A 12365-nucleotide genomic window follows, 5' to 3' on the forward strand; every position below is an offset into this window, starting at 1 on the left:
ACATATAAGTGTTTCTTCTATTATTTATAATTACATCAGCAATCTTTTTATTAGGTGAGCCTAATGAAAATCAAAACTTAATTTATTTTATTGATAACAAACATCTAGAATTTATCTATATTTATCTTGGTTTATCCGATACATTCTATTCATATTAATACGATATAAATATAAATTTTCATAAAAACATGACCCCGGTTCCAAAAAAACACCCATCAAAATAATGTTTAATTTATCAGTAATAATCCCAGAAAATATCATGATTATAGAACGACATATTATTATAATTATCAACCAGTTTTTTTACCTGATATTCATCCTCAGCACTCATCTGGCTCCTAAGTGTTTCTTCTTCTATTTCCATCATTGAATAAACAGATGCCATACGTTCACTTCCTGCGGCAGTAAGGTATAAATCTAAATAAGCTTTAGCTTTTATATCGTCACGAGCGACAAAACGGTACGACGTACCTTTACCTAGGAGAATTTTAGTTACCGCTGCTAGAGAGACAATATCTCCTTCTTCTAAAGCAGACAAACGCCATTTATAAACATTTTGAAAATCACCTTTATTTTCTAAAATATCAATATAATGACGCATAGCTGGGATATAATGTGTTTTTGCAGCCTCGAGATACATTTTTCTAGCTTCTGTTTCTCGCTCGCCGGGCATGAAATACACCCCTTCCCCTTGTTGAATCCGCGCAGCTTTATCCATCAATGCTTGAGGATGATTAAAGCCAACTGCTTTATCTAAATAATAGATATACATTTCTTGATTGGAATTTTTGAAATAACGGGCCAGCTCATAAGTAGCTTGAGAAGGGTTAGTGTTCCCTAAACGAATCAAACTATCATAATACTGGCTTTTCCAGTACATAACGTCTCTATGTTTCAACCAATGAGCATTCGTATAGAGTTGATACATGGCTCTACGACTGCCAAGTCTGGCCGCTTTAAGTAAATATTCTCTAGCTTCAGGAGGTGTTCTAATAGTGGTGTTGTAATTGGCTAACTCCATCGCATAAAGAAAGGAGGCCTCAGAGTTACCATTGTCAGCGGAGTGCTTTAGATATGGACGAGATTCTAAATTCTTGTACTGCGCTCGAAGTAAACGGCCTGTCTCAAAAGCCTTTTCTGGAGATAATGCGCTAACTTCATAAACGTCTTGACCGGCAGATACATCCGGGGTGATTAGCGATAAAAGTAATGATAAATATACACTAGATTTAACCCACATTGACACTACTTCCACCTGTTAACACACCACCACAATCTACTGGGTCCCCAGCTCTTGCTGCAGGCTTACCATCAATTTTGACGCTAGCAGAACCCGCTGCAATACTACGCCCGTGCGATGGATTCTTGGGCTTATCATGAGGCTCTAGTGGGTCACCTTGCCGTGCTGCGGGAATACCATCAAATTTTACGGTACCAGAGCCAGCTGTGATAGGGGTTGGTGGAAACCCATCATGCTCTGTTCCTATATTCCCAACTACGATACCATTTCCCATAATGTATATTTCCTTAACGTTAATTCAGTATTATCTAAACAACATCAGCAAGAAACATACCCCATTTATTAATTGATTAATTGCCACCTCATTCTAATAGTTTGGCAATACACTACCCGACCAGGCAAAATCCTGCCCAGTCGGGTAAAAAATTGCCCTGAGAATTTTACATAGACGAACATCGATAAAAATATAAAAACACAGCCACCAGAGACAGAATCAATACAACCAACAGACATCACAAAATCAAATATAATGACAATTTCATAACAAACTGAGTTCACTAGATAGATGTAGACTTACTTTTATTTGATCGTAGATTTAGAAACATACGCTACAGAATTTAGTCTGTGTGCACTAAAAACCTTACCAAGGCAGACCAATAAAGTCTGATTTATACCCGTTAAATTTAGCGAGATGTGTTGAAAATATTAGAAAATCTATTGAATAGATTTAATTTCTTTGTAAGCTCATTTTCAATACTAACTACACTGATTTGTACATCAGTAAAAATCAACACTTTGTCTTTTTTGACATTTAAAAATAGTTGTTCGTCTTCCAATAAAATTTCCAGTAACTGGTTAGCTTTCATCTTTACTATACGGTTATCCCTAATCGGGATTTCGATAAACGTTTGTAGGCAGTCTTCACCTAGATCGATATAAATCTCTTCCCCACTATTTAACTCTATACTGATGGGTTCATTGCCTTCAATTCGTGAGAACATGCTAGCATCAACATTCAAATGCTCCACTAAAGATTTGAAGACAATTTCACGTAAATTTTTCATTATTTTCTCCTAATAAAATGTATTATTTTCTTTATAACTCTCTAAAAAGCAGATGAAACTGCTCATAGATACTCCCACCTACCTGGGTAACCAAAATGATAAACACCACCAATTTAGCAGCCATAGGTAAGCCAGGATCCTGAACACTAAAAACTGTCTGTAATAAGCCGATGACAACCCCAGTAACCACAAAACTGAGTGAAAATATAATGATAGAGTTGGTTACCACCTCTAAACATGCAGCGGTAACATCAATAACTGTCATAATCTTCCTCAAGATAGTTGGTCACTTGATTACCTTCAAAACGAAACAAGTAGTATTTCTGACGAAAGAAAACGCGATAGCTATTAAGTGCTGGCTGATGCCAAAATACCGACGGCGTTAGCTGTAATGAAATATTAGCAAGGCTATTAACGGCAACAGGTGCCGGTGCAATATTATAATGATTACTTATTGAAGGTAGCATTTTGCCAATAAAGGCAGAGTTTTCAATTTTGTTGTTTCCAATAAAGGCAGCTGCTTCAACCTGACTATTTACAAATAGCCCTTTAGATTCCAATAAGTTAGGTGATGGAAATTTAAATTCCTTGCCTATTACGGTTTGGGAAGAAATGGGCGAAGATCTCGGCGATGTCACTACAGAGATTTTCTTTTCAATACCACGATGCTTTGGTTTTGAATCTCTCAATGGCAACAAACCAAACGCCATATTTAGTGCAGTCCCTAACTGAACACTTTCTTTTGAAGAGTCCTGCGTCTTAGGATCCAATACGGTAGGCCGATCTTTCGTGACAGGTTCCTCCTCATCTGTAGATAAACATTGAGCATCATCTACCTCTTGGCTGAGAACAAATTGATACTCTTTCTCAAAATTATCCTCTTCAAGTGACTGATATCCACTTTTGGGGCTATCAAATATTTTCATCTAATTTTTCTCACCCATCAGTTGAAGTTGTAACTCAACCAACGCATCTTTGCGCTTTTCAAGCTGTTGTTTTTCTTTTTCTGTGACCATAATTTGTAAAGCCAGATCTTCAGCATTTTGGCTAGCGACCGAAACATCAAAGAAAATAGATTCAATTTTAGATTTAATGCTTTCTCGACGTTGGAACATACGAGTAATCGAATTATTTTCATTGATTATATTTAAGCTACGAAGACGATCTTGAGTATTGTTGATCTCTTGCCATTGCTCAGTGATTGTCTGTTCAAGATCCCGCAGCTCTCGGCGTAACTTTTCAAGTTTCATTTGCTGTTTCATAATTCGGATATTTACAATATCAATAAGCTGAGCAAAGTCTTTCCATTGTTTGGAGGGTTTCTTCATATTCTACCCCTGACAAATCTTGCTTGAGAAAATCCATAATGTACGGATACAATTCAATCGCTTTATCCGTTTCGAGATCATTCCCTTTCTCATATTCCCCAACTCGTATCAATAACTCAACGTTCAAATAACGATAAACCATGTCTTTGATATGCTCTGACAACATCACATAATGAGGATCTTGAATTTTGTTTTGTAAACGGCTTTTACTTTTCAAAATATCAATAGCCGGATAGCGTCCAGTGGACGCAATAGTAGTTGAGTAAACTAAATGACCATCAATCAATGACTTAACTTCATGTGCTATCGGATCGTCATCAATTTCTTGTTCTATTAATATAGTAAATATCCCAGTTACAGAGCCGTAGACAGAATTACCACAACTTTCAACTAAACGAGAAAGTGCAAGTGAGACACCGATTGGAATTCCCCCTTTGATCGGAGTCCCATCAAGCATGGCTTGTGCACGAGCAAAACGGGTCAAAGAATCAAAATAAATGACCACCTTTTTACCTTGCTCCATGTAATGACGCGCAATAGAAACGGCAACTAAGCCCGAGCGCACTTTTTCGAGCGGATTAGCTTCTGAAGTCGATACAATAGTAATCGATTTTTTAATCACTTCAGGACCAATTTCACCTTCCAAAAACTCGACAACTTCTCGTGCTCGTTCACCTATCATTGCAAAAACAATGATATCTGCATCCATGTTATTCGCCATCATGGAAACCGTCGTGGTTTTACCTGCACCTGCTGGTGCAAACAACCCTATCCTTTGACCTTCTCCAATCGTAAATAGACCATCAATCACTTTGATTTTCGTTGGAAAAATCTCAGAGATCGGCGCTCGAAGGTTGAGATGTATCGGCTCTATCGCAATAGGAAGATCGTAAAAATGACCAGGCTGTTGAAGGTAATTACCGCCATAAAGAGACTCACCATAACAGTTAATCACCTTACCAATTAACGCATCTTCATTTAAGGGAAATGAAAAACGGCGAGGGGTAATTTCCACTTTCCCACCCCTTTGCACTTCACCGGGCTGCAGCAGTTTTATCTCTACTTTGTTTCCCATTACTTTCATGACTTCGCCACGAATACGTTGATTACTTACGGTATGAATAAAACACTCTTGGCCAACAAAAGTGTCCATACTGACATAACATACAATCGTGTCTTGATAAGACTCTTGTACTTTAAAAAAATGCTCCAACATTACTCAATCACCTGAAACGCAATAGACACATAGCGTTTGTATTTTCGTTTACTATCACTAGTGTACTTGAACAATTCGCCCAACAAAGGGATGTTCGCAAGCACTGGAACGCCATTTTCCGTTTGTTGCGTCACTGTATTTTCAAAACCGCCGAGAATGATGGTTTGTTCTGGCTGAATATACACTTCCGAGCTCAATTCTTGTGAGTCAACGCGAGGAGGCTGAGACACACCACTAGTATTAGTGTCATCATTAAGGGCTTCCTCAATGTATTCTATTTTCGCTTGCACAGCCCCGTTAGATAGCAATCGCCCTGTTACATATAAGCTATTGTCTGCTTCAATTTTTTGAGTTTCTACCTGCTTATCAGATACCAAATTAATGGTCACTGTCTGACTTTTACCAAAATGACCCTGTTGATTTTCAAGCACAAGAAGATTGGTTTCATAAACCCCTCTTGCAATACCATTTGAATATAATGCTTGAAAATTTTTCAGAAAATCTGTTGTGCTTGTAAAGGGTGGTAGCAATATGTCATAAATCCCCTTAGTCCCACTAACCCAAGAACTATCAATACCCAAGTTTTCAGTACGATCAGCGGCAATGTCATACACTTTAAGAGAAAAAAGTAATTGCTGGCGTTTGACATCTATTAATGCAGCAATACGTTTAGCTAGTTTGATTTCTTCAGGCGTACCCCGGACTAATAGAGCATTTGAACCTGGTAATGCTTGAACTTTTGATGTTTTTTCATTTTCTTCGAGTTGTTGCTTATCGCCTTCGCTCAGCTTGACTTTATAAGCACGATTAAGCATTTCTCCATCGCTCACGTTCTGAAATTGACCAATATTGGTAATGGCAGCGGCGATAACAGACAGAGCACCAGGAAAATTAACCATACCATCATAAGTCTTGATACTTCGATCCAGCACTGAAAGATAATGAAATTCGATACGAGCTAATTCAATATCGTTGCCATTATCTAAAAACTGATTTTTATCTACCATAGTGGCATAAGTAACCGCATCGTTAACAAACTTACGAGTCCCCGACAATAAGATTGAATTACCTCTTTCGGCTAGCCTCAGTTTGGTGGAACGATTCGTTTGAAATGTCTTTTTTAACTCACTCAATAACGCTTTAGAACGTATATTTTTCGGCTTAAATACGTAATTAAGGTAGTCTTGCCCTGACTGAACGCTCAACGTACCGCCATAAACATACCAATCGAAATCATAAATTTCTGAAAGCTCTCCTAGCAACGCAACACCTTCGCCTGATAAAGATTGCGTGATCAATTGACGCTCAGTTTTGTCATCAAGGTTTGCAACTAGCTTAAGTTGCATATCCTTAGCAATTGCACTTAATGCACCTTTAAGGTCGATATTTTCTTGAGCAAGGAAAACCTTTGCTTGCACTCCAATAGAAATGAAACACAAGAAAACAATCAAAAATCTACGCTTCATCAATGATCTCTTCCAAACGTTTTTGATTTTCTTCCATCTGACTTATGGACTGACTAGACACATGATTCATCAAAATCATATCGACTAGCTCTTGCTCAGTGAGCGCATTGCCACCACCAAAAATAGGCAATGTGGGTTGCTCTTTGAGTGATTTTACATCAGCCGCTATCCTTTCATATTCAGATAGATCGTTTGCTAAAGTTGGTAAATTATTCAGACTAATAACATCAACATTACTCATAACCCATTTTCTCCATCATTTGTTTAAAGACATAAAATTGATCGTGGAAAAACCATAAATTCAATAACAACACAACCACGATCGCTTTAAGATTCGGTGTCACAAATAGCGACAACGATGCTTTTTTAAAAAACAGATCAATATAGCCACAGCATACTGTTATCGTTAGCATCAAAATCATGTACTTACCTGAGACAATAACCATCATTTTGAGGCTATCAACAATCAGAAAAAACAAGTCTTCGAAGCCAATTTCAAGCTGTGATTCAAAACTCTTATTGATTAAATCGAGAATTGGATAAAATACAGCCCCTGATTCCAATGCACACATCAGAAAAAGCAAACTACTCATTTTTGCTAACGCTTCAGACTCATCAGTAAAGCGGCGGTCTTGTACCGATTGTTCATTAAGCAATAACATCTGTTGAATAACACTGCCAACAGTGCCGCTTACCCAATAAGGAATTGATGAAAAAAAAGCAAATATAACCACACTTACTACCCACGTAAAATTCGGTACTTGTTTGAGGTAAGTGTGCTCTAAAAAAATGGCAAACATAGCAGCTATTGCTAAACATGCTATGTTATCCAAATAGAGCCTAGTGGGACTATAAATTTTAAGAAATAGGTAAAAGCCAGCAAATAACATCCAGCTTGGAAAAAGCAGCTGATCCATTTAACCCATCGCCTTAAATAAAATGGTCCAACTATCAGAAAAATAAAATACTGCGAGTTTTATTGGTGTGGATATTACGGTGGGTGATAACATCGTCATACCAACACCACTTAAAATAACAGCGATCAAAAAATCAATACTGACAAAAACCATATAAAGCTTAAGTCCTAATTCGAACCCCTGATAAAGGTCTAGAATCAAATTACCAATAAAAAACTTGAACGCTTCCTCCTCTGGTCCAAAATTCAACGGTAATACTACGATTTCATTTAACTGGTTTGTTTTTCGTTCAGCTCTGCTCAGTAACTCAGGGAAGTAATCAAATAAATTACTCACCAAATGATACATTGTTATATTGCTACGTTTTTCCTCAGTTAGATCCAACTCCATACTCATCTCAAGTTCTACATCTTGCTGAACTTGAGATACAAAATATGGCTTCACCCTCATCAGACCGGGTTTGATATCTGGCCAAATACTGTTCAGCGCCATCAATACAGCCAATAAATTCACGACCATAGAAGGTGGGATTTGTTGAGTACCTACTGCATTTTTTATGATGTTAAGTACGATGCTATATTTAACAAACCCTGAAAAACAGATGAAAAACACCGTAGAAAGTAAGACAAGGACCAAGAGTAAAACAAGGTTTGCCCCTGAATACGCGTTATCAGGATTTAGTAACTCAATCATAGTGATACAGTTATAGAATAAAACGCCATAAGTCTAGATAACTCTAGCAAGTTAAATATTGCGAGCAGATGTTGAAATCGAGTCTTTCACCGACTTCAATGTAGAGGTTGCTGTTTGAGCTGAAATACTCTGCTCTGCCATTAACTGCTGCAAACCGAGCATATCCGAACTGCTGAGTATCAAGGTTCCATCTTCAGTTTCTTGAAACTCCCCATCTTCGCCCACTATTCCCGTGTGTGCCTTAATAAATTCAGCGACTGCATCATCTGCATTGTCAATTAAAGAAGAAAATACTTCTGATATATAACCCGTTGATAATGAATGATTACTGGCCATAGGATATTCCCGTTGTGCGATATAAAAAACTACCCATAGAGAGGGATGAATATTGATAATTATCCACATCACACTCAACTTCCAGTGAATAAACCGGAAAATTGATGAATTAAGTATTATTGGCAAGTTTCGGATAACGTCTGTTGTAAGCCTTGCTAGGAATACTGAGCAATGATGAATCAATCTTATTTAAAATAGACATTGGTTTTCTCTTATTTGAAATATTTTTGTCTTGAGTTGAGTCTGAAACGATATCCTGCTTATCGGCATAAAAAAATTCCATTTCTCCTAAATTTTCTGATAATTCAATCTTGCTATGGTTTGTTATTGTAATTAATGGAAGAATACTGGAAGGTTGTTGTCTCAAATAAGACGTACGTTTAAAGCGAATAGACTTAAGACGATAAATGCTGCGATCACAGTCATTGTCACGTGATAAAATATCCACATAACGCTGTGCGATTTCAATTATTTTTTGACTGCCATGTTCCACAGCCTCCCTAACCTGAACATCAAAATCTTGCGTTAACTTCAATAACGTATTGAGAGAAATTTGATAGTCTAAATGAGCTGTCACTAAAGATGCTTTACCCATATTTTCCAATTGACTCTGACTTTGACTTGAACCACGGATAGCTGCTAATTGACGCAGACTTGATGGATAATTAACTAATAGCTGCTCTAAGGATGTGGAATGTTTGGGAGTAATTCGTACCAGTTTTCTCAACTTATCGCCAAAACGAGATTTCCACGTTAGACTTGCTTGGTAGTCGACTTTCACCTGTCCAATATCTTCTGCGGCAATGCTTTTCTCTACCTGATGAAAACCTTTATTTAAAGCTTGAGTAAGAATTTCAATTTGACTATTCAACCGATTCTTAACAATGTGAGAAACCTTTCTTTGTTCCGATAACCACACTTTTAATTCTTTTAACTCTTTTTCTCGTTGCTTTGATTCCCATTCAGAAGATGAAGTGTTTGACCATTGAGTGTTATCTGTGCTTTCTGGTGCAAGATCTGACGAAAAAACTTGCCTAGATAGAATTTTAGTCGATGCCCGCTCGCTCTCAACCGCTCTACCATTTGTGAATGTTTGTGAAGCCGCTGGCAATGGCACCGGACTACCAAAGTTATTACCAGTCATAATCGGCATTACAATAGAACCGGAATCGTGAGATAAACCAGTCTTTGTCGTCAATTCAGTAGTCGCTTCAACTGAAGTTGTCGTGCCAATTTTAGTATCAACACTTCGCTTTATTTCTAACGATCCAGAAGCCGTCATGCTAGCAAAATATCTTGGTGCCACCATAAAAAGGTTAGAACTAACACTACTCCCATTCTGTACTCGGCATTCACTTTTCAACTCAAGTACCAATTGAACGGCATTCTCCTTCTTAGACTCATACTGCATATCAGTCCATTTTTCTACTGTAGGTTCTTCACTACCTGCAGACTTAATTTTCAGTAAGTAGGCCAGAGTTTCACTAAGATCTTCATTCCTTATATTAAATGCAAAATCACGCTTACTTTCCTGCATTATTTTTAAAATGAGGTTGGCTTCAAAAGGCATAAAAGTAACCACCGACCCTTTATCGTATTTTACCAATTGAGTCAGGTCTTCCAACCCTTGACCAGTTCCGAATAAACCAGCAACACTTTTATTCTTTTTCCGCAAAAACTTCAGCTTTACCTCTCCATTTCCTAAAGATTCCAAACAAACGCTGTATTCCTTCTCATAGGCTGCCAATACAGCAGCAAACCAACCTCCTACAAAAGGCAAACCAAATTTAGCAACGCCGGCGAAACCTTCACACCCTTCCTTAGTCGTAAGGGTTAAAGTATCTCCTTTTGGCATAGCACTTATTTGCGCTGCTATTTGATCAGCAAGACTTTCATCTGGCTCATGGGAATTGTCCATCCGTGACCAGAGTTTACCTAAAGAATTATGCTTTTTATTTAACGAGTAACCGATTTGACGGCTCGTTTTCTCAGCAGTTTTCCAAGCTGTTGAACCAAAATGTTGTCGCTCAACGGCTGTTGTTAATTCATCGTTGACTTCGTGAAATAATTTTGTTTTCAGAGCAAGCTCATATCCAGGATTGGATTTCAAAGAACGCAGTAAATGCACATTTAATATGGTTCGCTCGACAAAAGCGCACAACAAATCGAGTTCTTTAGATTTAATCGGAGAGTATTTCGCTTTGCTTAATGAATCTAAGATATCCTTAATTTCATTCAGCTTTTTATTGACATCATCATCTGGTTTGTTTTCTAAAACCGTGATGCTTTCTATTCTATTTGACTGACTCTTAAACCAACTGCCCAATTTGTTCGGTTTAGCGTTTACGTCTTCAGAAAAAAGTGGCTTAATCAGTTTTAGTTTCTCGGTGGCTAGCGTTATTTGCTTGCCAAGCTCATTCTCGAGGGTCACGCTAGTCTGACTTGATGAGATATGAGACTTTCTCATAGTGGCTGCATTTACTACCTGTAGAAGCATGGAGGCATTGCTCCAATAACCAGATAAGCTTTTGATATAAAAAATTTCTTTATCAAGTTCGTTTACCTTGCAATGTAGCTCTTCATTAATTATCGATGCACGCATCCTACCCTTAATCCATACGACTAAACTTTGTACTCCGGGATCTAAAACTTTCGCAAACGAAATAATAGCCGCCGACTTACGCCCAACTTTCAATTTCCTCTGACCACTAACGATTCGATGCTTAATGCGGTCAATCAAGTGACTCAATGGCAAACAATTATTACCGATATGTCGACGTTTACGACCAACAAATGGATTGGCATTAATAAAATGTTCACTATTATTGCTTGCACTGTGAATGAAAGCGAGCGGTGGCGATGAAGAAATAATAGGAGGATATTTAACATTCCATGCGAATGAAGGAATGTTGATGTATAAAATTCTTCTTTCATTATCTTTAGATATAGCAACCTGCAACCAATTCCCACAAGGTTTTACGTCTATTATTTTTTCATCATAGCTCATAGGTAACGTAAAAGATTTTATACTTTTACCTACTTTCAGTTGCACTGAATTACAATCATTCTTATCAAAAGTAACGTCTGCCTTTTCCCCTGATTTCAATTGTATTTTAAATGATTCTGAGCTTAGATTATATTCACTATTGTCTTGTTGCAAAGAATTTATACTGATCGAAAGGGGAAAACTGCACTGACTATTATCGACCATTAGATCTTGGTTGTATTGATTAGGATTCAGTTGCAATAAAACATTATGACTTTGGCCTTGACAAATAACCTCGGCACATAATCTTTGTTGGCGATTAACCCAGAGTTTTCTAAAGGAGATATTATTATCCGGCCAATCCAAAGTTGCTTTATATCGGTGAGATAGCGCATCACGACCACGAATTTGATGCTTTATCTCACGAAGCAAACCTTTATTTTTACCTGTGATTAATGTCAACTTACCATCTTGAATTGACATCATCATCTTCAAGCCATGAGCCTGGTTTACACAAGCTAAGTCAACAAAACTTTTTACATCAATCGACTGAGTTTTAATTGGATCAAAGGCAAGGCAATTAACGTTAATATTTTTGAGATTCAAGGCTCTTTTATATCCATTATTTGATGGATTAGAATCCAAGATCCTCCCAAAACAAGAACGAAGAAAAGAATAATTAGGATCAGTCATAAACCCTACCTATGATTCATTATATAGGTTTATTATAACCCTACCTCCTGTTAAATCTAACATTAATTAATTGGATTAATATTGAAAAGATCGGATATGCAGACAAGGATAATCAGTCAAAAAAAGAATATTTGTTAAAAATAACATAAATCATTAACAAAAAAATGAGCAACACTTAGGTTGCCCATTGATTTTTATAGTAAGAAGCTATTCATTTATAATTTGGTTAACATGATCAATAGATACTGCATATTGATCGTCTACTTTTATAAGCGTCCCTGTTGCAATCAATTCATTACCACTTTTCAGCATGACTTCTGACTGTACAAAATCGCTTAACATTTTAGCTTGACCGTTTTGTAAATGATTCAATTCATCCAGCGTCATGTTACAGTGGGCAATAACAACATCAACTAAGATCTTCAT

14 protein-coding genes are annotated in these 12365 nt (G+C 37.2%); all 14 read right to left on the bottom strand.

Going from position 1 to position 12365, the window contains the following annotated elements; translation table 11 throughout:
- Positions 1–235: 235 nt before the first annotated feature.
- The 14 genes from HGG78_RS16800 to HGG78_RS16865 all read right to left on the bottom strand — a co-directional run bounded on the left by HGG78_RS16800 (position 236) and on the right by HGG78_RS16865 (position 12365).
- Complete coding sequence (locus tag HGG78_RS16800) at positions 236–1240, bottom strand: SEL1-like repeat protein (protein ID WP_216835647.1); 1005 nt, start codon at positions 1238–1240, stop codon at positions 236–238.
- Complete coding sequence (locus HGG78_RS16805) at positions 1230–1514, bottom strand: type VI secretion system PAAR protein (protein ID WP_053309034.1); 285 nt, start codon at positions 1512–1514, stop codon at positions 1230–1232. Before HGG78_RS16805 ends, HGG78_RS16800 begins: the two co-directional genes overlap by 11 nt.
- 409 nt (positions 1515–1923) lie before the next feature.
- Positions 1924–2304, bottom strand: coding sequence for a hypothetical protein (locus HGG78_RS16810; RefSeq protein WP_053309033.1), 381 nt, complete (start codon positions 2302–2304; stop codon positions 1924–1926).
- Between the two features lie 31 nt (positions 2305–2335).
- Positions 2336–2569, bottom strand: a complete 234-nt coding sequence (locus HGG78_RS16815) for a flagellar biosynthetic protein FliQ (protein WP_053309032.1) — start codon at positions 2567–2569, stop codon at positions 2336–2338.
- Positions 2556–3230, bottom strand: coding sequence for a hypothetical protein (locus tag HGG78_RS16820; protein WP_172533583.1), 675 nt, complete (start codon positions 3228–3230; stop codon positions 2556–2558). The genes HGG78_RS16815 and HGG78_RS16820 overlap by 14 nt, the downstream gene beginning before the upstream one ends.
- Entirely contained in the window at positions 3231–3632 is a 402-nt protein-coding gene (locus HGG78_RS16825) for a hypothetical protein (protein ID WP_053309030.1), read from the bottom strand.
- Complete coding sequence (gene vscN2, locus HGG78_RS16830; RefSeq protein WP_053309029.1) at positions 3586–4848, bottom strand: type III secretion system ATPase VscN2; 1263 nt, start codon at positions 4846–4848, stop codon at positions 3586–3588. Before vscN2 ends, HGG78_RS16825 begins: the two co-directional genes overlap by 47 nt.
- The gene (locus HGG78_RS16835) at positions 4848–6314 is read right to left on the bottom strand and encodes a secretin N-terminal domain-containing protein (protein WP_172533584.1); all 1467 of its coding nucleotides are present in this window, start codon (positions 6312–6314) and stop codon (positions 4848–4850) included. The genes vscN2 and HGG78_RS16835 overlap by 1 nt, the downstream gene beginning before the upstream one ends.
- The gene (locus HGG78_RS16840; RefSeq protein WP_053309027.1) at positions 6304–6555 is read right to left on the bottom strand and encodes a hypothetical protein; all 252 of its coding nucleotides are present in this window, start codon (positions 6553–6555) and stop codon (positions 6304–6306) included. The genes HGG78_RS16835 and HGG78_RS16840 overlap by 11 nt, the downstream gene beginning before the upstream one ends.
- Positions 6548–7231: a type III secretion system apparatus protein VscT2 gene (locus HGG78_RS16845; RefSeq protein WP_172533585.1), complete on the bottom strand. Its 684-nt coding sequence runs from the start codon at positions 7229–7231 to the stop codon at positions 6548–6550. The genes HGG78_RS16840 and HGG78_RS16845 overlap by 8 nt, the downstream gene beginning before the upstream one ends.
- A complete protein-coding gene (locus HGG78_RS16850; RefSeq protein ID WP_053309025.1) occupies positions 7232–7924 on the bottom strand; it encodes an EscR/YscR/HrcR family type III secretion system export apparatus protein in 693 nt (230 codons plus the stop codon). It abuts the gene before it with no gap.
- Between the two features lie 51 nt (positions 7925–7975).
- Complete coding sequence (locus HGG78_RS16855; protein ID WP_172533586.1) at positions 7976–8260, bottom strand: hypothetical protein; 285 nt, start codon at positions 8258–8260, stop codon at positions 7976–7978.
- A 109-nt stretch (positions 8261–8369) separates the two neighbouring features.
- Positions 8370–11939 carry a hypothetical protein gene (locus HGG78_RS16860; protein ID WP_172533587.1) on the bottom strand — a complete coding sequence of 1190 codons (3570 nt, stop codon included), beginning with the start codon at positions 11937–11939 and terminating at the stop codon, positions 8370–8372.
- A gap of 207 nt (positions 11940–12146) precedes the next feature.
- Positions 12147–12365: a FliM/FliN family flagellar motor C-terminal domain-containing protein gene (locus tag HGG78_RS16865; protein WP_053309022.1), complete on the bottom strand. Its 219-nt coding sequence runs from the start codon at positions 12363–12365 to the stop codon at positions 12147–12149.

This window comes from Vibrio aestuarianus (genome assembly GCF_012395185.1).
In the GTDB taxonomy this organism is placed as follows: Bacteria; Pseudomonadota; Gammaproteobacteria; order Enterobacterales; family Vibrionaceae; genus Vibrio; species Vibrio aestuarianus.